Source organism: Spiroplasma endosymbiont of Phycita roborella (assembly GCF_964031195.1).
GTDB lineage: Bacteria > Bacillota_I > Bacilli_A > Mycoplasmatales > VBWQ01 > Spiroplasma_E > Spiroplasma_E ixodetis_A.
On the sequence record NZ_CAXIQJ010000002.1, the window covers coordinates 31,949 to 56,377 of the forward strand.

20 protein-coding genes, 1 tRNA gene and 1 pseudogene are annotated in these 24,429 nt (G+C 24.8%); 9 read left to right on the plus strand and 13 right to left on the minus strand.

Annotated elements, in window-relative coordinates; translation table 4 throughout:
• Positions 1-36: 36 nt before the first annotated feature.
• A complete protein-coding gene (locus AAHM95_RS00635) occupies positions 37-1,065 on the minus strand; it encodes a hypothetical protein (protein WP_342273810.1) in 1,029 nt (342 codons plus the stop codon).
• A gap of 487 nt (positions 1,066-1,552) precedes the next feature.
• Between AAHM95_RS00635 and AAHM95_RS00640 the strand changes: the two genes are divergently transcribed.
• The 3 genes from AAHM95_RS00640 to AAHM95_RS00650 all read left to right on the plus strand — a co-directional run bounded on the left by AAHM95_RS00640 (position 1,553) and on the right by AAHM95_RS00650 (position 3,955).
• On the plus strand, positions 1,553-3,097 hold the full coding sequence (locus AAHM95_RS00640; RefSeq protein WP_342273811.1) for a sodium-dependent transporter: 1,545 nt from the start codon (positions 1,553-1,555) through the stop codon (positions 3,095-3,097).
• Between the two features lie 5 nt (positions 3,098-3,102).
• On the plus strand, positions 3,103-3,231 hold the full coding sequence (locus AAHM95_RS00645) for a hypothetical protein (protein WP_281749467.1): 129 nt from the start codon (positions 3,103-3,105) through the stop codon (positions 3,229-3,231).
• A gap of 650 nt (positions 3,232-3,881) precedes the next feature.
• Positions 3,882-3,955 (plus strand) — tRNA-Gly (locus tag AAHM95_RS00650).
• A 53-nt stretch (positions 3,956-4,008) separates the two neighbouring features.
• On the opposite strand, the gene AAHM95_RS00655 is transcribed toward AAHM95_RS00650, so the two are convergent.
• Together AAHM95_RS00655 and AAHM95_RS00660 are read right to left on the minus strand one after the other, a co-directional pair.
• Positions 4,009-4,206, minus strand: coding sequence for a hypothetical protein (locus AAHM95_RS00655; protein ID WP_281749520.1), 198 nt, complete (start codon positions 4,204-4,206; stop codon positions 4,009-4,011).
• Positions 4,206-4,433 carry a hypothetical protein gene (locus tag AAHM95_RS00660; RefSeq protein ID WP_174481002.1) on the minus strand — a complete coding sequence of 76 codons (228 nt, stop codon included), beginning with the start codon at positions 4,431-4,433 and terminating at the stop codon, positions 4,206-4,208. Before AAHM95_RS00660 ends, AAHM95_RS00655 begins: the two co-directional genes overlap by 1 nt.
• A 916-nt stretch (positions 4,434-5,349) precedes the next feature.
• Here AAHM95_RS00660 and AAHM95_RS00665 point away from each other — a divergent pair.
• The 3 genes from AAHM95_RS00665 (at position 5,350) to AAHM95_RS00675 (ending at position 8,516) form a co-directional block, all read left to right on the plus strand.
• Positions 5,350-5,679 (plus strand): hypothetical protein, encoded by a 330-nt coding sequence (locus tag AAHM95_RS00665; RefSeq protein WP_338962042.1) that lies wholly within the window; start codon positions 5,350-5,352, stop codon positions 5,677-5,679.
• 168 nt (positions 5,680-5,847) lie between these two features.
• Positions 5,848-7,530, plus strand: a complete 1,683-nt coding sequence (locus AAHM95_RS00670) for a phospho-sugar mutase (protein ID WP_342273812.1) — start codon at positions 5,848-5,850, stop codon at positions 7,528-7,530.
• A 14-nt stretch (positions 7,531-7,544) separates the two neighbouring features.
• Positions 7,545-8,516: a 3'-5' exoribonuclease YhaM family protein gene (locus AAHM95_RS00675; protein WP_338978790.1), complete on the plus strand. Its 972-nt coding sequence runs from the start codon at positions 7,545-7,547 to the stop codon at positions 8,514-8,516.
• Between the two features lie 66 nt (positions 8,517-8,582).
• On the opposite strand, the gene AAHM95_RS00680 is transcribed toward AAHM95_RS00675, so the two are convergent.
• The gene (locus AAHM95_RS00680; RefSeq protein ID WP_342273813.1) at positions 8,583-9,449 is read right to left on the minus strand and encodes a hypothetical protein; all 867 of its coding nucleotides are present in this window, start codon (positions 9,447-9,449) and stop codon (positions 8,583-8,585) included.
• Here AAHM95_RS00680 and AAHM95_RS00685 point away from each other — a divergent pair.
• Positions 9,435-9,623 (plus strand): annotated as a pseudogene (locus AAHM95_RS00685) (IS256 family transposase); the annotation flags it as partial. The gene AAHM95_RS00680 and the pseudogene AAHM95_RS00685 sit on opposite strands and share 15 nt — an antisense overlap.
• Here AAHM95_RS00685 and AAHM95_RS00690 read toward each other — a convergent pair.
• Positions 9,620-9,877 (minus strand): hypothetical protein, encoded by a 258-nt coding sequence (locus tag AAHM95_RS00690; RefSeq protein WP_342273814.1) that lies wholly within the window; start codon positions 9,875-9,877, stop codon positions 9,620-9,622. The pseudogene AAHM95_RS00685 and the gene AAHM95_RS00690 overlap by 4 nt on opposite strands.
• Positions 9,878-10,193: 316 nt before the next feature.
• Between AAHM95_RS00690 and AAHM95_RS00695 the strand changes: the two genes are divergently transcribed.
• A complete protein-coding gene (locus AAHM95_RS00695) occupies positions 10,194-10,715 on the plus strand; it encodes an ankyrin repeat domain-containing protein (RefSeq protein ID WP_342273815.1) in 522 nt (173 codons plus the stop codon).
• Positions 10,716-10,795: 80 nt separating this feature from the next.
• On the opposite strand, the gene AAHM95_RS00700 is transcribed toward AAHM95_RS00695, so the two are convergent.
• From AAHM95_RS00700 to AAHM95_RS00735, 8 genes are all read right to left on the minus strand, one after another.
• Positions 10,796-11,464, minus strand: a complete 669-nt coding sequence (locus tag AAHM95_RS00700; RefSeq protein WP_342273816.1) for a copper homeostasis protein CutC — start codon at positions 11,462-11,464, stop codon at positions 10,796-10,798.
• 18 nt (positions 11,465-11,482) lie between these two features.
• On the minus strand, positions 11,483-12,658 hold the full coding sequence (metK, locus tag AAHM95_RS00705; protein ID WP_425289618.1) for a methionine adenosyltransferase: 1,176 nt from the start codon (positions 12,656-12,658) through the stop codon (positions 11,483-11,485).
• An 11-nt stretch (positions 12,659-12,669) separates the two neighbouring features.
• Entirely contained in the window at positions 12,670-13,551 is an 882-nt protein-coding gene (locus AAHM95_RS00710; protein ID WP_342273425.1) for an alpha/beta fold hydrolase, read from the minus strand.
• Between the two features lie 135 nt (positions 13,552-13,686).
• A complete protein-coding gene (locus AAHM95_RS00715) occupies positions 13,687-14,514 on the minus strand; it encodes a TIGR00282 family metallophosphoesterase (RefSeq protein WP_342273818.1) in 828 nt (275 codons plus the stop codon).
• A gap of 15 nt (positions 14,515-14,529) precedes the next feature.
• Positions 14,530-14,844 (minus strand): YlxM family DNA-binding protein, encoded by a 315-nt coding sequence (gene ylxM, locus AAHM95_RS00720; RefSeq protein WP_174481096.1) that lies wholly within the window; start codon positions 14,842-14,844, stop codon positions 14,530-14,532.
• Complete coding sequence (gene ftsY / locus AAHM95_RS00725; protein WP_338976012.1) at positions 14,837-15,820, minus strand: signal recognition particle-docking protein FtsY; 984 nt, start codon at positions 15,818-15,820, stop codon at positions 14,837-14,839. The genes ylxM and ftsY overlap by 8 nt, the downstream gene beginning before the upstream one ends.
• Before the next feature lie 220 nt (positions 15,821-16,040).
• A complete protein-coding gene (locus AAHM95_RS00730) occupies positions 16,041-17,018 on the minus strand; it encodes a DnaJ domain-containing protein (protein ID WP_342273819.1) in 978 nt (325 codons plus the stop codon).
• 165 nt (positions 17,019-17,183) lie between these two features.
• On the minus strand, positions 17,184-21,911 hold the full coding sequence (locus AAHM95_RS00735; protein ID WP_342273820.1) for an ABC transporter permease: 4,728 nt from the start codon (positions 21,909-21,911) through the stop codon (positions 17,184-17,186).
• A 324-nt stretch (positions 21,912-22,235) separates the two neighbouring features.
• Here AAHM95_RS00735 and AAHM95_RS00740 point away from each other — a divergent pair, with 324 nt between their 5' ends.
• A complete protein-coding gene (locus AAHM95_RS00740; protein WP_342273821.1) occupies positions 22,236-24,359 on the plus strand; it encodes a hypothetical protein in 2,124 nt (707 codons plus the stop codon).
• Positions 24,360-24,429: the final 70 nt, after the last annotated feature.

A 24,429-nucleotide genomic window follows, 5' to 3' on the forward strand; every position in this document is an offset into this window, starting at 1 on the left:
AAGAATACCTTTTTATTTTTATAACATTAAATATTATTAAACTGATAATCGACGTTCTGAAGATGGTTGTTTAATAGGCAAACGTTCTTCAGAATTTAATGTTGCTATATTAAGTGGTTTAGGATCAAGTATTTCAACAACATGAGAAGTTGACATGACTGATTGTGTTTCCTCTCCATTATTAATTTTTTCTGGATTAAAAGATTTATTTAATAATGAAGTATTATCATCACTATCTTCAGAACTTGATGATGATGGCGAAGATGTACTGCTAGAAACATTTTCATAAGTATCTTCTTCATCAAAATTATTAACATCCGCACATCAATTTTCATATAATTCCATTCCAGTATTTATTAATAAACCAGTACCAACTGTTGCAAGACCAGCTATTGTTTCTCAAAAAGCAATTGATCTTTTTTTATAAAATGGTTGATCATCATCATTATTATTTGGATTACTTAATTCATGATATGCAAAAAGACTAACACCAGTAATTGCACTAGCAATAGTTATTGGTGCTAATAAACTTGCTGCTGTATTACCTATTTTTTGTCATATATTACGTTGTTGATTTATTACATTTTCTTCATTATTAGGTGCACAACATTCTGATATTTTTTTACTGATTGTCACTATGTGATTTAAACTTGAAGCTGCTGCTGCTGTAATAAAAGCATATGTAACAGGTAATGTATCTGGATTGGGTGTTGGTCAGTTAAGTCAAGCTACTGCTAGTGGTAATAATGGTGCTGTTGCAAAACTTACTCCTGTTAATAAATTATTAATCCTTACATTATTAATATTTCGATATCTTAATATTAAATTAGTTAACGAAATTTTTGAATTAACTGCGCCTTCCACCATAAAACATAATGCTGGTACTAGTGATAATACTCCATCTTGATATAATAAATAGTTACCCCCAGTTACCATTGAATTACCAATAGTAAGTAATACATCTCTTATAGTAGGTGCTACCCTATTTCTATTATTAGTTGATATTAAATCATTTGGTAATAATTGTTCTGTAGAAGAATAACTTCTTGCTGGTGATGAATGCATATTTTTCATCCTTTCTAAAAAATAATTTAAAGTAATAAAATTAATATAAAAACACCCATATTAAGAATTACAATCCTTAAATATGAGCTAAACTCTAGTCTTTATTTATTACTTCTTGTATTATAACCCTATATTAAATAAATGAAAGTAATATAATCATTAATATTAAAATTATGAAAAATAATTTTAAAAACTTAAATAATTAAATTAATAACACTAAAAAATAAATTTTTATTATTTCCTTATATAAGGAAAAGTTTTATTTTTTATTAATCTTTTTTAAAATTTACTCAAAACCCTTGTTTTTTTCTTATTATTTATTTTTAATAATATCATTTTATTTAATAAAATAAAATTTTGATTTTCTATATATTTTTCAATACACATTATTAATAAATAACATCGCAAAATTTTATTTACTGAAATTGGTTTTAATAAAATATTTTTTTTGTATAATTAACTGTTATAAAGGAGGTCATTTATTAATATGAAAAAACAACGCTTAAATATCTCAAAATTAGGATTCTTACTTTCAGTAATGGGTTCGGCAGTAGGATTAGGTGGTATTTGAGGATTTCCAACTCAAATGTATAACCATCATGGTGCTTTTCTAATCCCTTTTTTAATATGTATGGTAATTTGTGCAATACCAGTTTTATTTATTGAAATGACAATTGGTAATAAATATCGCAAAAATCATATTGAATTTTTTAGTGAGGTTGGAGGTAAAAAAGGTGCTTTTTTCTCTTGATTGCATTCAACAACCGTTATTTTACTAAGTACTTATTATAGTGTTTTAGTAGGATGAACTTTAATTAATATTATTATTAGTTTTACTTCTAATTTAAATAAAGGTTCTTATTTTTATCATAATATTTTACAACAAACAAATGATCAAGATATTAGCAATTTAAATAGCCTAGGTAACTTAAATTGAATGATTTTACTTGCAACAATTGGTGTATGAATTATTTTGGGTATCATTCTATTAGGTGGTGTTGAAAAAGGAATTGAAAAAGCCAATAAAATTATGATTCCATTTTTATTTTTAATGATTATTATTTTAGCAATTTATACTAGTACATTATCGGGTGCTAAACTTGGATTAAATGTAATGTTTGATTTAGATGCTAAAGAATTATTAAATCTTGGATTATGAAAAGATGCTTTTGGTCAATCATTCTTTATGTTATCAACATGTACAGGAACCATTTATATTTATGCAGCTCATGCTCCCGAAAAACAAGATAGTACTAATCAAGCTTTTGTAGTAGCCTTTGGTACTAGCGTTATTGGTATATTAACAACAATTATTGTTTTTAATTCAATAGGTGCAATTGCTCAAAATCAAGGTAAAACTGATATTAAAGATGTATTTCAAGCAGGTCCTGCTTTGATTTTCCAAGTAATACCACAATTATTTGCTATTATTAATAATCAAGTTCCTATTTTAGGAAATATTTTAGCAATATTATTTTTTGTTACACTTTTCTTTGCGGGTATGTCCTCACTAATTGGTCAAGTTGAATCAATGGTAAATGGTCTAGAATATGAAATTCATTTAAAGCGCAAACAAGCATTAGCAATATCATTATTAGGAGCAATGGCAGTATCAGTATTATTTACCTTTAGTAATTCACCAGCGCTGTTTAATGGGCTAGCAATCTGAGTAGCACAAATTTGATTACTAATAATTGGGTTTATTTTATTAATTGGTATTAGTCCATATGGCTGAAAATTATATGATACATTAAAATTATATAATAATGAAAATTCATGAATGAAATGAACAAAAGGATATAAAATAGTAATTTTAATTATCGCACCAATTTTAATTTTAATTAATATTGCTACTGGTATCTATGATTTTATTATTAATATTATCAATGCTAATTTTGTCTATGGTACAGTTGGTCTAACACTTGGTGTTGGATTAGTTTTACTTTTAACTTTTATCTTAACTTATCATAAAAATATTCATAATGGTTTTAATAAATTATTTAAAATAAAAACAAAAACTGAAAGAGGTTAAAAAACATGGATGTTGGAGCAATTATTTTAATGGTAATTTCTTTAGTAAGTATTATTGGTCTTTTTATTTTCTTTGTCATAATGGATTTTAAAAGTCATAAAAAACAAAAAAGAAAAGAAAATAACAAAGAATAATATTTTTTAAAATATTTTAGTATACTTATGATAAAGTATTATAATTAGGTTTTTTTGTAATCTGGCATTTTGATGCCAGATTATAAAACTTATTATTAAATGGTGAGTGAAATGGAAAAAAATAAATTAAAACAAATTTTATTAATTAGCAAAATAACTTTAACAATTGCTTCTTTATTTTTATTTTTAGTTTAACTAATGTTTATGACTAATAATTTTTTTCCTAAATCTCAAAACTCATTTGTTGCCAAAATTATGAATACTTCAATTCAAATTATGATTTGACCAATTACTAGTATAATTCTATTTATTTTTATTATGCCAATATGAGTTACTAATAAAAAAGAAATTTTATTAGTATTTTTAACATTGTCACTAATTATCACAATATTGTGTTCAACTTTTCTTTTCAGTTTAAATATTAATAAATTCTGAATTATATGATTAATTGCTCATTTTTTTGCTATAGCTTCAATTATTTTTGTATTTTTTTCTTTTTTCTTTAAAGAAAAACTTCTTTTATTTAAAAAGAAAAAAAATAAACATATTGAAAAAAAAGATTAAAAAATAATTTTTTTTAACTTGTTTATCAAAAGTAGTTGACTTTAATTTTAGTAATATGATATAAATACATGGTGGTTAACATAACTGCGGGTGTCGTATAATGGTATTATTACAGCCTTCCAAGCTGAAGACGTGGGTTCGATTCCCATCACCCGCTCCATTATAAAAAAATAAAAGCCGTAATTAATACGCCTTTTATTTTTTTATAATGGTTTATATTTTAGGACCTTTTTTAGTTTGTAGTACTACTGCTGTTTCTTCATCACTAGAATTACTGCAAGCACATTTATTAACTATTTCTGCTCATGAATTTACTGGATACATAACTAAAGACATTCCATTAGTTCTTTCTGGTAATGATTCTAAATATTTTATTTTATTATTTGTGCATTCTTCTAAATTAATTTTCATTAGTTATCCCCTACTTCTTTTAAAATTCGACTATTAAAAGCATCTGCTAAGAACTTATAAACTTTTACTTCAGAAATATTTTTTAAATCATAACAATTAATGATATCAGTTAATTTTAAAATCACATCATGATATTTTATAAAATAAGTTTTATTTTCAACATTTGCTCACTTTTCTAAATTCATTGCATAATAAATTATTCCATCTCTATAAAATTGTGATTTCATATTTCTCACTCCTTTAAACGATATAATAAAACAAAAAACCTAATTTAAATACAAAAATTTAAACGAGGTCTATAAAAAAACCAAAATATTTTGTTCCAAAGTTCCTTTAAAACTTTAATACAATTGTAACTCATTTACAAGAAATTCCAAGTAAAATCAATAAAAAAAATTAATAACTTAAAATTAATATAAAGAGATAAATAAAGATTGCATTTGCAATCTTTATTTATAATTGTCCTGAAATTGTTTTTAAAACAAAATTTTTTATATTCACTGATTGGAACTTCAGTTTTATTTATTAAATCACTCACTTGTTTTTGTCATTTTTTAACTAAGTTTTTCATCTCTACATAGTCAGGTGTAACAATAGAAACAAAAATAATCATTTGTTTCATAATTTGTAACTCAACCTCACAATGTTTCTTATTGACTAATCTGGCGTCTCAAACATAAGCAAGAACTGTTCTATTGCTTACTGCTACTTTAATTAATTTGTTTTAGTTTTATCTTTAGGAATTTCTTTTAATCTTTTTTTTCCTTTTCTTTAAAACTTTAATTTAATAAAAATCCTAACATAGAAATATATCTATATTAGGACTGAATAGTTATTAAATTATGAATATATAATAACATAAAAAATAATACTTTTGATGAAAATTATAATTAACACTTATATAAGTATTAATATTTAATTTCCTATACATGTATTTTTTATAAATAATTAAATTATAAAACTTCTAAGGAAATAACTATTTCTAATTAAACAATAGTTATCTAATACAAGAATAAATGAAAAATATCTATATTAAATATAGATACTATGATATAATTTTTCTAAAATTAATATAAGTTTTTACCTATTTACTTTTATTTTAAAGTAAATAGGTTTTTAATTTAAAAAAGGAGATATTTAGAAGTGCTATATAGTAAAAAAACAGAAAATCTTATAACAGAAAAAGAAAAACAAGTTTTTAAAGAAAAAACAACAACAAATTCAAGAAAAATTAAACCACAATTACCAATAACAACATCTCTTGCTGAAATATTACTAAATAATAATGAAAAGCTTGTTGGTACTATTACTAGTGATCAGTATCTTAATAAAGATAACAAACAAGTACCATTATATAAAGTAATTAAAACTTCAGAACCAAATAAAAAAATAAACATTAAAGCAATAAATTCTATTAAAAACGACAAACAACCAATAACAATTCTAAATAAAACTAATTCACAATCAATATAAAAATAAAATAAAATTATTAAAGATTGAAATTGAAATTTTTAATAATTTTATTTTTTATTATTTAATTAAAAGTTTATGTTTAGATTAACTACTAAAATTTATTTTCTTCTTATTTTATAGTATGATTTACCTATAAACTTATTTTTTTATTATAAAGGAGAAATAATAATGAATGTACTAAAAACATATGAGATTTGAAAAAAGCAAAACTTACCACAACACTTAAAAAAACAATTAACTACAATGTCTAAAAGTGAAATTGAAGATGCTTTTACTACAACTTTAGAATTTGGTACAGCTGGCATGCGTGGTATTACTGGAGTTGGTACCGGCAGAATTAATGAAATTATTATTATGAAAGCAACTGTCGCATTTATTCAATATTTAAAATCTGCTTTTTCTGAAAAAGACTTACTTCGTGGTGTTATTATTGCTCATGATAATCGTCACTTTTCAGCAGAATTTACAATGTTAACAGCAAAAACTTTAGCCAAACATAAAATTCCTATTTTTTTATTTAAAAATAATGATTTAAGACCAACACCAGTACTTTCATATAGTATTAGAAAAGTTAATGCTCTTGCTGGAATTGTTATTACGGCCAGTCATAATCCTCCTGAATATAATGGTTATAAAATTTATGATCAATATGGCTGTCAATTTCTTCCTAATGTTACCAATATAATTAGCAATAAAATGGAACAATTGCCTGATGATTTTCAATTAACATTCGATTATGATACTAACCTAATTAAAGAAGTGCCTTCAACAGTAGAAGATAATTATCGTGATGATATTAAAAATTTACAGTTTTATCCACAAGTTAAAAATCGTAACTTTAAAATTGTATTTTCTAATCTACACGGTACTAGTCGTGAATGAGTTAAACCAATTTTAGAACAATGCGGTTATGAAATTATTTTAGTAACAGAGCAAGCTAACTATGATCCTGATTTTAAAGGTGTGGTGTCGCCCAATCCCGAAGTAAAACCAACATTTGATTTAGCAATTAAACACGCTAAAAAACATGATGCACCATTAATTATTTTAAATGATCCTGATGCTGATCGCATTGGTATTTCTGTAAAACATAATAATGATTATGTATTATTAACAGGTAATGAAACAGCACCAATTTTATTAGAATATTTATTAAGCCATTATCAACTTAATAAAACAATGCCAAAAAATCCCGTTATGTACAATACATTTGTTACTTCCAATTTATCTGATATGATTGCTAAATCATACGGATGTCAAGTCATTAAAACGTTAACTGGCTTTAAATGAATTGGTGCAGAAATGCTAAAAGAAAAAGCACGTAACATTAACTTTGTTTTTGGTTTTGAAGAAGCATATGGTTATGTTATTAAAGATATTACTCGTGACAAAGATGGTATTCAATCAGCAATAGTAGCAGCAGAAGCGGCTTGATATTATCAAAATTCACAAAAAACATTAGTTGATGTTTTAGAAAATATTTATCAAAAATTTGGATATTATTACTGTTATACTGTTAATCTTATTTTAAAAGGAAAAACAGGACAAAATACTATTAATAATATGTTAGAAACATTAAGAACTAGTAAAATACCAACGCTTAATAATATTAAAACAATTAAAGTTGAAGATTATCAAACTGGTTTACATGGAATGCCATCGCAAAATTTACTAAAATTTTACTTCAGTGATGGTTCATGATTTGCTGTTAGACCTAGTGGAACTGAGCCAAAAATTAAATTCTATTTTGTTTGTGTTGATAAAACCATTAATGATGCACAATTAAAAATGAGAAAAATGTATGAAGAATTAGCTATCAAACATCTAAATATCAAAGATATAAAATGATAGAAAGGAACTAAAAAATGACTGTAATTAAAGATATTAAACCTAATAATGTTTTAAGTTTAGTAGTAATTATTAATCGAGTAATTCAAGGTGTTGCTTCTAACAATACTAATTATTTAAACTTACAATTACAAGATAAAACTGGGACAATTTCAGCAAGAATTTGAGACGTAAGCAAAGAAACTATTGAACAATTAACAATAGGACAAGTAATTAAAATTGAAGCAAATAGCATTAATTATAATAATGAAATACAACTAAAAATTAATAATTGAACTATTATTACTAATCCTAGTGAATATTATGATTTATTACTTACACAAGCACCAATTAATATTATTGAAGCATGAACTGAAATTAGTCAAACAATAAAGGAATTTAAAAATCCAATTTTAAAAAAAGTATTAATCCAATGTTTTAATAAAAAAAATATTGATGATTATAAAAAATGACCAGCAGCAGTTAAAATGCATCATGCTGTTCAAAGCGGTTTATTATGACACTCAGTAACAATGCTAAGAATGGCAAAACAAGTAGTAGCACTTTATAATGATCGTAATATTAATAGTGAACTATTATATGCAGGAATCATTATGCATGATTATGGAAAAATGGTTGAATTAAATAATAATCCTATTAGTTCATATACACTATCAGGTAAAATGATTGGTCATATTTCATTAGGTGCAATGCAAGTTACACTTGCTTGTAAGGAATTAAATATTAACTTAGAGGAAGAAATCGTAGTTTTATTACAGCATCTAATATTAGCTAGTCATGGTAAATATGAATATGGTTCACCTGTCTTACCAAAAACAATAGAAGCTGAAATTTTACATCATTTAGATAACTTAGATGCAAAAATCTATGCAATTGATGAAGCGTTGGTTAATATTAATGTTGGTGAATCAACTGCTCGTATTGCAAGTATTGAAAATAGAATGTTTTATAAACATCAAAATTTAAAGGAAAATAATAAAAAAGTTTAAATAATAAAAACTCTCTTTTAATTAAAAGAGAGTTTTTATTATTTATCATAAATTTTAATAAATTAATTAATTTATATTTATTTTTATAGGGTAAAAATAACCAGTTTCTGTATTACCATAAAAAATCAATACATTTGCTTCTTTATCTGTTTCTTTATCTTTAAATCAATCATTAGGTACTGGCTCTTTATTTTTATCATAAATTTCATTTTCATTTCTAAGCTTATTAAAATCAATTTTTTCTTTATAAATACCTTTTAATAATAATTTAATAACTAATTCTGAATCTTTTTGTAATTTTTTTAATTTATTTATAACATCTGTTACGGCTTCTTGTTTATTTATGGTTGCTTTAGTTGAACTTGGTGGTGCTAATGAAGCGAATGGCAAAGTTGTCTTTGAAAAATAATTTTGCATATCACTATCTGAAATAATTGTTTGCTTAGTTATATCAATCATTGTTGAACCTTGATAATTCGGATCATTTGAATTACTACTTATTTTGACAACTATTTTAGATACTTTTTCAAGTTCTTGTTTATTGTTTGTTATTTCTTGATTATTTTCGTTATAAAATTGAAGTTGATAACCAGCAGCTAATGGTGTTGACTTAAATTCATCAAAACTATTTATATTACTAATTAATTCTTTATAACTTTTACTTGGATTAGCAATAATGTCTAAACCAGTTAATTGAGTAATAGTACTTAAATCAGTTTTATCAGATTGTTCTTTTATATTTATTTTAATTGGTGCTGTTGAACCTTGATAATTCAAATCATTACTATTGCTAGTAATAACTATATATAAATCACCAACTTTTTCTAATTTAGTAGTTATATCATTTTTAGCTTCTTTATCACTAAAATATTTAATTACAGGGTTAACTAACTTTGGATTTAAGGAAATGTTTAGTAATCTGTTAATAGTCAATTACGAAAAATCATCAGAAATAAAAAAGTTTTTCCTAATGATATGGCAGTTTTCAAAATATTTTACTTGGCAATTGAAAATATAACAAAAAAATGAACATTGCCTATTCAAAATTGAAATACAGCAATTGCTCATTTTATGATAAAATTTGAAGACAGAATTAATCTAAATTAGTAACTTTGTAAAACAAAGATACACAGATTATTAAAAAGCCTCGGATTTAAGTTTTTAACTTCTGTTGTATTATTTATTAATGTATCTAATTTTTTATTACTTTTATTAACATCTATAGTAATATTTGTTGTTAATTTAGTAATTTTATCTTTTAATTCTGTTTTTTGTGTTGTGTTATTATTACAAGCAACAACTAATAATGATATTGGTGTTGACATTGTTAAGATCGATAATAATTTTACTAAGTTTTTCATTTTTTACCTCGCTTAAAAATAATAAGTTAATTTAAAAACCAATAAAGATTTTGAATTAATAATATATGAAAACCAAATATTTTACAATATAACTTTAATATGCAAAAATACTTGTAAATTAAGAAATTTTTTAAAAAATTTCTTTTCTTTTTTATATATTTTAAAATTATTTTTTAATTAAAAATGATAATTTTCTATTACTAGTAAAGAAAATATGATATTATATTATTAAAATTTAATATAAGTTTTTAACCTATTTACTTTATTTCAAAATAAATAGGTTTTTTGTTTTAATTTAGAAAAGGAAGATAAAGAAATGCCTAAAAATAAATTTTTAACAGCTATTGAAGAAGGTGACTTACAAACAGTTAAAACTTTACTATTTGATTCTGATAACAATAAGTTCGATATGGAGGGTGCCTTAATAACTGCTGCTGATTATGGTCACATTGAAATAGTTCGATTTTTAATCCAAAATAATACTGATATCAATCATATAAATAGTACAAAAGATACTGCTTTAACACTAGCTGCTGAACAAGGTCACACAGAAATAGTTAATCTTTTAATAACAAACGGCGCTAACGTTAATTATATAAATAAAAATTATGATACACCTTTATTATTAGCTACCAAAAAAGGTCACATAAAAATAGTTAATCTTTTAATAACAAACGGCGCTAACGTTAATCATAAAACAAAATTTGGCAATACTGCTTTAATAAGAGCACAAAAACAAAAACATACAAAAGTAGAAAAAATTTTAACAAAACAATGTTCTTTAGAATCTAATAAAATGAAATCAATGCAACTAATTATAATAATAAACCATCAATAAAGGTTACTGTTTTTTTGTACTAAAAGAACAGTAACCTTTATTAAATGTTTAAACTTATCTATTATAAAACTTTTTATTATTTATGCAATATTTTTAATATTATTAATTAATTTATAATTAATAGGATTATTAAAATTATTATCTTCGTGCACACATTTTCCAACATGAATATCATTAATACCGTTTTTTAATAAAACATTAACATTTTCTAAATTAACTCCACCACCAGCAAAAATTTTTATTGGTAAATTTAATTTCTTTAATTCTTTAAATTTATTAATATTATTCACAATATTATCTTGACCACCAGAAGTTAAAACTGTAGTAACACCTAATTTTACTAATTGTTCTAAAGCTTGTTTTTTATTAAAAATTTCATCAAAAGCACGATGAAAAGTTATTTTTAAAGGCTTTGCTAATTTAATAATTTCACTCATTCTTTCAACATCAATATTATTATCTTTAGTTAAAATACCACAAACAATACCTGATGCATGAGTTGTTTTAATAAATTCAATATCTCTTTTAAAGATTTTAAAATCATTATCAGTAACATTAAAACCATTATTATTATTTCTAACCATAACCATTACTGGTTTCAATGAAATTTTACATGCTTCAGCAATCAATTCATAACTTGGAGTATAACCACCAAATTCCATAGCAGTACAAAGTTCAACTTGATCAGCTAAAGAATTATTAATTTTTTCTATATCTTTTAAAGATGTAGCTATTACTTCTAAAAACATAAAATATTTCTCCCCATCTTATTTTTTTGGTAAATAAGTTTTCAATAAACTAACTTTATCTAATTTCTCTCAAGGTAATTGTAAATCATTTCTACCAAAATGACCATAAGTTGATAATTGTTGATAATTTTGTTTCAATAACTCTAATTTATCAATCATAGCACTAGCAGAACAATCAAAGACTTGATAAATTATTTCTGTTAATTTTGCCTCTGTTAAACCGGAAATAATAGTTTGATGAGTATTAACAAATATTGCAATTGGTTCAGGAGTTCCAATTGCATAAGCTAATTGTACTTCACAAATCTTTGCTAAGTTAGCAGCAACAATATTTTTAGCAATATACCTAGCATAATAAGCACCCGTTCTATCAACTTTAGTGGGATCTTTTCCTGAAAAAGCTCCCCCACCATGACAAGCAGCTCCACCATAAGTATCAACCATTAATTTTCTTCCTGTTAAACCAGTATCACCAGCAGGTCCACCAATTACAAATTTACCGGTTGGATTAATTAAATATTTAAAATCAAGATTTAAATGATATTTATTAGCAATATATTGCATAATTTCTGTATGAATAAATGTTTTAAATTGTTTTTCATCATAATTTGCTTGATGTTGAATGCTCATTAAAATAGTATGTATTTTTAAATTTTTAGGGTCTTCTTGATCAATAGTAACTTGCGCTTTCATATCAAGAAGTGCATACTTAAATTTTTTTTCCTTTCGTAATTTTGTAGCTCGTTTAATTAATTCATGTGCTAAAACAATTGCTAATGGCATATATTCTGATATTTGCTGACATGCATAACCAAACATTATTCCTTGATCACCAGCACCAATTTGATGATTTTTTAATTCAACACCTTGTAAAATATCAGGTGATTGTTCATGAATTAACACTTTAATTTCACAAGTAAAGCCATTGAATCCAATTTCATCATTTATATAACCAATTTCAGTAATAACTTTTCGCGCAATTGCTTGATAATCAACTTGAGCGTGACTATGAACTTCACCACCAATTAAAACAAAATTTGTAGTAATAAAAACCTCACATGCTACTTTGGCATGTGGATCTTGTTTTAAAAAAGCATCCAAAATTGCATCAGCAATTTGATCGCAAATCTTATCAGGATGACCAGGAGCAACAGACTCACTAGTAAAAAGAGGATGGGTAATATTAGGTATTAATTTCATATTTTTTAACCTTTCTCAAGTAAAATATTTTTTGTAATTCATGGCATAATTTCATTATCAAATATATCTTTAATATTAGGTTCATTAATTAAAGCATGTTTACCATCAAAAATAAAAACATAACTATGATGTTTCTTCCAATATTTTTTATTAATTTTAAGTTGATGAAAATCACTAAATACATCATCAGCGCTTTGCAAGATTAACGTTGGAAGTTTTGAATTACTAATTTCCATTATACTTTTTTTATTAATTTTTTTAAATTGTAGTAAAAAACGTAATGATCAATTTTGACGATTACTATATCTTTGATTTATATTAGTAATATGAGCATTATTACTAGAAATATCTTGATTTTCAACATAGATTGGCATTTGAATATTAGAATTAAAAATAAAAGCAAAACAAAAACAAATAATAAAACTTAATGAAAATTGATAAAGATTTTTTTTAGTTACTAAATTACTAGTAATTAATGCTGATACTTGTGAATTATTTTTAACAGCATGACTAGCAATAGCTGCGCCTAATGATTCACCAAAAACAATAATTTTTTGATTGGGATATTTAGATTTTACTGCACTTATTATATCTTTTAAATCATTAATATCAGTACCTAATGATTTAAATTTTCAATCTTGTCCATTTTTACCATTACCTCTTCGATCATAAGTAATCAAAGATAGTTGTGATTTTTTACAAAAAGAACTTAGTAATTTAAAATCATCTTTTTGACCTTGCAAGCCATGAGCACCAATAATAATGACTGTACTTTTATCAACCATTTGCTTAAATAATTTTACTTCATAACCATCACGTAAAATAATTACCTTTTCTCGTATTTCAGCAGCTTGTTGTACATGAACATTGTCTTTAATTTTTGCCATTAATAAAATTCTTAAAATTATTAAAATTACTAATATACTAATCCCAATTAAAATCGAATATAAACCATTTTGCTCAGTAAAAAAATTAGCATTGTTTCATATCATGTTAAAGTTAGTCCCTTCCTATATTTGTAATTATTCGTAAATTTTAAAATTAGGTGCTTGTGGATGAATAAAAATACGTTCAATTTTTTGTGCTTTATTTGTTTCATCATTAATAGTTAATAAAACAGCTGAAAATTGACCTTCACCATCTGCTGGACTAAATTTTGCTGGCATACTTTTTTTATCACGAATAATAACTTCTTCAGCTTTAGCACCAATAATAGAATAAAACGGACCTGTCATTCCAACATCACTAATAAAAGCGGTACCTTTTGGTAATAAACGATTATCTGCTGTTTGAACATGAGTATGAGTTCCTACCACACAAGTAACTTGACCATCAAAATTTCAAGCAAAAGATAACTTTTCCGCTGTTGCTTCAGCATGAAAATCAATAATATGAATGTCACTTTTTTCTTCACTATTTTGTTTATCAATCGTAATAAGTTGTTCAAGAGCAAAATAAGGATTATCAGATTTATCCATGAAATTACGACCAATTAAGTTTGTTACACGCACTTTTTTATTACCAACTTTAACTAAAATTGTACCATTACCTGGATGATAAGGATTATAATTTAAAGGACGCAATAAATCGGGAGTTGTATTAATATACTTAGCAACATCAGGATGACCAAAAATATGATTACCGGTAGTAATAATATCAATACCAGCATTTTTTAATTCATCATAGTGTTTTTTACATAATGATTTACCATGCGTAGTATTTTCACCATTCGCAACTACTAAATCAATCTTAAATTGATTTTCATATTCCTTTTTTATTTTAGGAATTCAATATTTAACCATTTGTCTACCAACAATACTGTAAATATCACCAATTATTAAAATTTTCATTAATTTCCACCTGCTTTATTCTATTTTATCAATTTCTTGTAAAACTTTAATAAAATTATACTTTTCCGTATATTTTTCATATATTACTTGTCGTTGTTTATATTTTTCATAAAGATGCAACTTACTTTCATATTTATTTAATAAAATAATAACTTTTTGTAGACTATCATGAACAGCCGTTCGTGATACTTTTTGTAAATCAGCAATTTCTTGTAAAGATAAATTCTCAATAAAGTAATTTGTAAAATATTGTTTTTGTTTTGCTGTTAATAATGTATTATAAAAAGCAAATAAACTATAATATAAAACTTGTTTTTCTAAACTATTCATTTTCATACTCCACAAACAAATCACTTGTTAAACTAAAAATATACTTATCTAAATCAAACTCTTCCAAGTCATTAATACCTTCACCAAAACCCATTAATTTAACAGGAATATCTAATTCTTCCTTAATAGCAAGAATAATACCACCTTTAGCAGTGCCATCCATTTTTGTTAAAATAATGCCAGTCAAAGAAACAATTTTCATAAATTCTTGCGCTTGATTAATACCGTTTTGTCCAGTTGTACCATCAATTACTAACAATGTTTCATTAGCTTCATGTCCTAATTTCTGAGTAATAATTTTATTAATCTTTTTTAACTCCTGCATCAAATTAACTTTATTTTCTAATCTTCCTGCCGTATCAACAATAATAACATCACAACCTTCAGATTTAGCTGCTTCAACTCCAGCATAAACAACACTAGCTGGATCTTGCTTTGGTGTTCCTAAATAACAAGGAATGCCAATTCTTTCTGCTCAAATTTGTAATTGTTCAACTGCACCAGCACGAAAAGTATCAGCAGCAACTAGAATTGGTTTTTTACCTTGTGTCTTTAATTTAGCTGCTAATTTAGATGCTGATGTTGTCTTACCATTACCATTAACACCAACAACTAAAAATAACGAAATATTATTACTACTAAAATTTAATCTTGTAGAAACCAACTGACCATCAGTATAAATAACAAACATTTTATCAATAATAATATCATTAATATCTTTTGGTTTTGTTAATTTTTGGATTTTGGCTTCATGACGAATTTCATCAGTAATAGTTTCTGCCATTTTGTATCCAACATCTGCTAAAATTAATACTTCAGTTAATTCTTCAAAATATTGTTCATCAAGTTGATGATAACGCGCTGCTAATGCTTTAATTTTAGATGCAAATAATGTTCTTGACTTTTTAAGGCCCTGATCATATTTAGTTGTCTTTTGACCAAATAATTTTGTCTTTAAATTTTTAAAAAATGCCATATTTTCACCTACATTGTTTATTATACCAATAAATAACTAGTTATTTATGACATTAATACTTTAATTTTATTAAAATATTAATAGTACGATTTAAAAGTTTTATTTAATAAGTAATTTATTATATTTTAATTTAATAATAAATCCAAAAAATATCAATCAATTTTTCTTGATTTTAACTAAAAATAAAAGATTGCTTTTGCAATCTTTTTAACTTGTTTTATTAAATACATGATGAATTTGATGGTTTATATCCACTTGTTGAAGGTTGATTTTGTAAATCCATTGCATTTATTTTTTTAGTTTTATTAAAACTTAATCGGTTGATTTTTTCTTCAAATACATGTTTCTCATTATTAGCAATTTCTTTTTCTAATAATAAATTTTTAAGTTGATCAGTTTTAATTAAAATATCCTTATTTATATCTTTGTTCTTATTAACACAACCAAAAGTAAAAATAATAATAATATAATTTAATACTGAATTTATTTTTTTCTGTTCAAAATATGCAATATCTCTTTCAATATTGGTAATTTCTCTTTCAATATTGGTAATTTTTTTAGTTATATTTAATAAATTTTTTTGATTTTGTTTTATTTTTAATTTTTTCATTTTTTTTAAAAAAAATTCAGAAATTTTCTTATCTTTTGAAAAATCTTTGGCAAAAGATAAACTATCATTACCCATTTTATCTTTTTCAATAAAATTAGCACCCTTATCAATTAATAAATTAATAAATTTTAAATCAGCATTACCCATTATAGCATAATGTAAAGGAATATTATCTCTATTATTTTTGACATTTATATTAGCGCCATATTTAATTAATAGATCTGCAGTTTCTAAAAAATTATGAAAACATGCATAATGTAAAGGAGTATTACCAGAATTATCTTTTTCATTTATATTTAAATTATTTATTTTATTAGTAAGAAAATAAATAACTTCCTTATTATTACCATTTTGTAAAAAGTAAATAAAAAGTTTTTGATCAAAAACTTTTCTTAAGTTTTCATCTGTTAATATTCTTTTTGCTTCATTCAATTCTTGCATTTTAAGTTTTGATTGAGGATTATTATTTTTATCTGGGTGAGTTTTTAGAGCAGTCTGTTTGAATTTTTTTTTAATTTCTGCTACTGATGCTGTTGGTAATACATTTAATATATCATAATAATTAGAAATTAATGATTTATCTTTCAAAATTCTTTTTTTCTCCTTTCAAAATAAAAAACCCATTTACTTTAAAATAAAGTAATGAGTTAAAAACAATATTTAGTTTTCAAATAAAGTATACTACATATTTGACTATTAATTTGGTAAATTTAAATATTTAAATTTACCAAACATTCTTTAGTGAACTTTATTTTATTCATCAGATTTTAATAATTCAATTAAATTCATTTTATTTAATTCATGATTATTAATAATAAATGTTGAAATATATATACCACCAATTATGATAAAACTTACTGGTAATATTCATCATGTTATTGTAAATGGTAAAGCCACACCAACAAAACTAATAAGAATATTAATTAAACCATAAATAGCAAGGTAACCTAGGGCAAACCCTACAATATAACCAAGTAATGCTCAAGGTGTAAAAATACCTAAAGTAAAAGAATTAATTTCTCAATTAGTATATCCTTCTGCTTTCATATGAGCCATAAAACGACGAAATTGATCGGTAAATAAATCAGTAATCATAATAACAATTAATATTGAACAAATAATCGTTGTCACAATAAATAAAGCACTAGCACTGAAAGCAATATCTGACATTTTAGTAAGCATTGCTTGTTGTTTTGATAATAAATAATTTTTTTTGACCATTGGTATATTTTGATTACCACTTAAACTAGTGGTTGCATAAATAGTATAATCATCTAAATTTGATTTAAAACTCATTCTTCCAATTAAATCAAAAACATTAGCATTAGCACTTAACTTACCATTAAATCATTGAAATACATCCGTTCCTGAATAATAAGGATTATCATCAATATAACTATAACCCATAATTTCATTAGCTCATTTTTGATCAACATAGGCTTTAGGAGTATCATAAGAATCTTGAATTCCCACAACTTGATATGTATGAAGTGGATTATCATTACCCGTAATATTTTTTCATCATGTTGGCATGTTATTTTTAATATCTGCTTGTAAACTATCAGCATTAATATTATTTTCTTTAGTTAAAATATTATTATTAACCATTCCCATAAATCATTCTGCTGGGCGGTTTAATAAAATACTTAATGGATCTTTAGGATCAAATCCATTATATGACTTTACCAAATCATATGAAAAAGGTCTAATTCATTTACCTGTTAAATCGGAAATATTTTCTAAATTAAATTCAATAATTTTAGTCCCATCAGCTGTTGGAATTGTACCCTCTATAGCATGATGATCAATATCAGAAGGCAATTTTAATCAAATATCATTAACATTATTTCAAGTATTAGGTTCATTATTTATAATTGGTTGTCCTTTTTCATCATACATACCATTATACCTAGTACCATGGATATCACTATATTCTTTACTATTATCAGATAATTTTATTTTTTGATCACCACGATAATTTCATTTTGTTCCACTTTTTGATCAGATGCCACCATTTGTAGTATAAGAATCTGTTGGTGGTGTTTCACCGTAATATCAATTTTCTTTTGGTAAAGGAATACTTTTACCATCAATATTTTTATAACATAAAGTATTAACTTGTGGTACACCACTAAATTGTGAACCAACATCTAATCCAAATTTAGATTGAAAAGCACGATTGATAACCATTGGAATAGCATTAGCATTAGCATTATATTTTAAAGCTTTAACTTCATCATTTTTTAATACTAACATTGCAGTATTGGGATTAATCCCAATAACATCCATTAGTTCTTTTTTAGCAATTTTTGTACTTTCATCAACACCAACTTTAAACTGTGTTACTAATTCTTCATCTGGTCCATTAATATCACCATTATTAGTAGTTTTTGGATTAAAAGCAATAGTATTATGACCAATACTAAAATAATCATAAGGATCTTCTTTAATATTAGGTCTTGGCAAACTATCAAAACTCTGACGAACAAAGCCCGGTAATACTTGCTTTAAAATTTCTTTAATTGCCTCTGGACCAGGGGGCACTCCAGGATTGGGAACCTGCAAAATATTAGGTAATTGGCCACTTGCAAAATTAACAATATTATATGAAAATATTTTTGATGGTGTATTATCTTCTTTACTTAAATCAGTTATTAACTGATTACTAAAAGCTTTGCCACCTAATCAACTATATGATCAAACTAAATCATTAAGATCTAATGTCCCTGTTGATTGTTCTTGATAATAAGAGGACATTTTTTTTATAAACTCTGCTCTTTCAGATTCAGGAAAAGATGAATCGAAAGTAAAAATATCAGCAAAATTATTAGTTAATTTTTCTTTTTTAAACAATAATGGATTATATCATCCAACACGTGCCTTTTTCTCATCATAAACAATTTTATCTTCAGGTCAAGGCATAGCACCATAAGTTGGATAATATTTCTCACCACTTGGTCGATTAAAAAAATCTCATGAATATAATCCATATTTACTCATCGGCATATTCGGCATTGGTGTTTGATACTCATAATAATTTTTATATTTTTGAGTTTTGAAATAATTAACTTTTAAACTATTAATAGTGGCAGGAACTAGTGTTGTTGCTACAATTGAAAGTGAAGCTAAAGTAATAACTCCCGAAGTAACTAAAATTTTTTTTCAACTAGTTTTTGATAATGATAATAAAAAACGAAGACGAAAATTATTTTGTAAAAACTTGCTAGCTCTACTTTTAGGAACACCTAAAGCTAAATCACTATCTTTTTTAATTAAAAATAAAGGATCACGTTTTAAAAGACGAAAGGCAGTTAATAAAGTAACAACTGTAATAAAACCAATAATTAAAACAATTGAAATAAATAATGGAACAACATCAAAGTTAAAAACATTATATGGTAAAACAAATAAAGTATTAAAAATCTCAGTTAAATATACCTGAATTACAAGACCAACAATTCAGCCAATTGGAATTGCAATTAATAGCGTTAATAATGGATATGCCAAATAAGAAATCGTAATTTGTCATGTTTTATAACCTATTGATTTTAAAATACCCATTGAAACTTGTCCATGTTGGATTGCCTTTTTAACAATTAAAGTGGTGATAAAAATAACAACCGCTAGTAAAAATAATACGCCTGCTATTGCTGCAAATAAAAACCCAATTATTGCTGAATTAAATATCTTTTCTTTACTATTATAAAGCGAAAACTGACTATTGCTACTTGTAACTACAGGATTTGGATTAATAAGATATGTAGAAGATGATTGTGGTGTTGGGTTAGTATTACCATATTTCTCAACTAAATACTTATTATAATCATATTGATTTAAATCACTAACACCATTATCACTAAATATTGTTTTTTGAAAAAAATCATTAAATAAATCAACATCAAATTCATGAATACTATTTTTAGGAATATTATTTCATTTTGTAAAATACATTAAAGTATTATCGGTTTTATCTGCTGTCTTATATCAATTTCCATCATTTCATGCTGAAGGTGTAACATAAGCAATAAATTCAGTTCTTGTATTAGGAATTGGATCTAAGTCACTAATCGTTGGATAAATATCATAAGCATCACCACCAATACCACTAACAATAAAGTCAGTACCATTAATATTAATATGATCGCCTGGTTTATACGCTTTATTACTTTTATTTTTTCTTGCATATTGTGGCGTAATAACTATTTCATTTTTACTTGTTGGTGCAACACCTTCAAATACTTTTAGATTAGTATGATTTAAAGCATTAGGTAAACCAATATCAATAATTTTAGTATTAATTTGAGTATTATTAATTACTCCAGCACTGGCAGTAAATTGATTACGAACATATAAATCACGCATTTGTAATGCTGCAACCGCACGAATTAAATATGTAGAAAATGCATCTCTTTCAGTGCCATCACTAATCACATTATAGTTAAAAGGTGAATGATAACCAATAGAAGTATTAGTAAAATTAGTATAAATGTTACTATCTGATTCTGTTGCAGAAAAATTACGATAAATTCTCATTCATTGACCATTCATACCATACTCATTATCTAATTTTGGATCAGTTTCAGTTTCCTTAACTACTTTAATAAAAAGTTCATTTCTTTCTGTTGGATCTTGCAAATTAACACTATCAGGAATAGTAGCATCATTAGAAGAAGATCTAAAATTTATTTTATTTTCTAAAATTCAAGTGGTAACTTTATCATTATCAGTTTCCTTTAATATCGGATCTGTTGAATGTTTTGTAATCCATTCCTTAATAAAAGTATTAATAGATTGAAGAATATTGGGTGCTGTTTTTTTTAAGAAAACATCGCGATATAAATCATCTGCTGCTGTTTTAAAATGGTTTTTTAAATTTTCATTAGCAGCATTTTTTGATTTTAATAAAAATTGACCATAGATGCTTGCTTTAACATTATTATTATTCAAATTAAAAAGTAAAGGATTATCCGGATTTGTTCATCTTATATCATTAAACCCAGTAATATTGCCTGTATTATCACGAGTATAATCAATAGTTAAGTTATCTTTAGTGATTGGTAGTATTTCTTGATCTGTACCTATTTTTGTATCATCAAAATAAAGCGCTTTAGTACTTTTACTATTAGTTCCATCTTGAACATAAAATCGACCTAACTTTAAACTAAAAGCTTGATTAGCAATTTGTTTAATATCTTGCGACACTGGTGAATAAGGTAAAACAGCATCAAACTTAAGATCATTTAATCCTAATTGATTACTTCCTTCAATCATTCTAACGTATGATATTCAACTTCCAGTAACCAACGAAGTTGCAAAAGCAGTAAGTAATAGTAAAATAACTAATTGTAATTTACTTTTTCATGTAGCAACTAAAGTCTGCTTTAATAGTAACGCATTCTTAAATAAACTTTTTTTTGATTTCTTATTAGTAGATACCATTTTTTTATTATTGGCTTTTTCGCGTTTATTTAACCTTGCCATTACAGTTCTCCCTAATTCCTGAAATTAAAATTTTGCATTTAATTTTAATTATTAAGTTCACATATGGATTAATAATATCACACTTATACAAAATTAATATATAGGATAATTTTAAAATAAATAATAAATAGTTTTTATAATGTTTAATTTTTCTCTGTTTGATATATTACCATATTTAAATTGTTTATTTAAATAAATTTTAAAATTAAAATAACTAATGATACAATTTGTAAGAAATAAATTTAATTATTTTCAGAGTTAAATATATTAAATTTTAGTAAAATAAAATTGACAAAAATAACACTTTATTTAAGGAGAACTGCTATGAAAAAAGTATTTACCAAGTTAGGAATTATCTTAATAGCAAGTGCCACTATTTTACCTCTATCGGCTTGTACCTTTAATTTTTATGTTAACCGTGTAACTAATAGTATCGCTAAAAGTTTTGCTGACCAAACTTCTGCTTTAATTAAAAGTATGGTTATGTCAAAAGAGTTAGGTGCTGATACTAGTAGTACTAATGATGATATTATGGGAAAAATTAAAAATAATAGTATTAATAATTTAACTAAAAATACTAGTTTAAATAATTGAGGTGATTTACAAACACGTTGAGGGGAAAATGGAAAAATTGATGTAAATAACTTTGATCCTGATAATTTTTTTAAAGCTTCTGGAACAGGTGAATTAACTAAAACCATCAATAGTAAAAAGCAAGTTAATGATGTTTTTTCATCACTTGATTATATTAGAACTATATCAATTATGGCTAATCCACAATTAAAAAATATAGTTGTAGGTGCTGGTATGGACCCCATTTCTAGTTTTTTAAAATCATTACAAGGTGACTTAAGCAGTTTACCAGCTGGATTACAATTAGTTGCTAATTTAATTAATAACTATGGTCCTAATTTTTTAAATCCGCTAACTAGAATATTTGGTAATTTAGTCAATGGCAGTTGATCTGATCAACAAACTTCTACACCCACTGATGAAGAAACATTAACTAAGTTTATGAATAATTGAAAAGATGATAGTGGTCAACCTTATAGCGCTTGAAATGATGATGGAAAATGAAAAATAAGTCCAAGTTTTGGTCAATTTCCTGGTCATAAAGTTGAAAATTGAAAATCAAAACAAGATTATGATTTATATCATGGTGGAACTTTAATTAATTACTTGTTTTGAAAAATGAGTGAAGACAATAAAATTTTTGGTAAAGATGGTAAAACTCCAAGGTATTTAGGTAATATTCTTTCAGAATATATAACTGTTAATGGTATAAATCCACCGGATGTTCAATTTGATGATAAAGGATTTTTTGCTGATATTGAAAAATACTTTCCCTATCTTTTAACTAACCCACTTTATATCTTAACAATTATTGAAGCAATTATTCCGGTTATTAAAAAATGAATATTAGATATGCCCGATATTACTGAAGGTGTTAAAAATTTAACAATTGGTAATGGTTATCCATCAAAGCCAAGTGCTGGTAGCTATAATTTACTTGATATTATCAATACTATAAAATCTTTAATTAGCCAACCAGAAAAATTAAAACAAATACTTCTAACCGTATTTGGTAAAACTACAGAAGAAACTCGTGGTTTCGATACATTTCTTTATGATGTTAAACTTAATTTAAAAGTTAAAATTGGTCCTTTACCTATATCAGCAAATTTAACCTTAGGCGGGCTTATTGGTGATAGTGCATATGATCCTAGTGCATTAATTGATACCATTATCAAAGCAATTAATACAGATAGTGTTAAAAACATTATTACTAGTATTACTGATCTAATTACCAAAATTTCAGAACAATACCCAGGTAATGAAGGTATTAATATTGATCTACAAGATTTAGAGAATTTTTTATTTAATAATACTACTGGTCTCTTAATAATTCTTAAAAATGATACTATTGTTACTCTAAAAAACATAATTAATAAAAGTGATGTAACAGCAACCGATGTCGAAGAATTATATAAATCATTAGGTGGACACATTAATAAAGATGATCCAGAATATCCAACTTTTACTCAAGGTTCAATACTTGATATTTTACAAAAAACTATGCTTGAACCAAACAGTCAACTAAATAATATCTTAAATTTATTACTTGGTACTACTTATGAAAGTCATAAATTAGGAATTAAAAATATTATTACTGCTAATAATAATCAATGAATTAAAGATAACTATGAAGTTTATTTTGATGCTGATAACACAACCGGCATTAATAAAAAAATAGGTAATACTTCTGATATTACTATGACTAAAACTACCATCAATAATATCGAAACAATTAATTTAAAATATGATTTTACATATAAAATTAAAAACACTACATATCATTTTATTATCACTGCTATTGATATTGAAAATTTAATTGATTTTCAAGGTATACGTACTTTTAAATTTAAAAGTATTACTTTAGTAAAATAAAAAACTAATTTTAATGTATTATTTACTAGATATTTAATAAAAAAATAATAGTTATCATAATAATAATTAT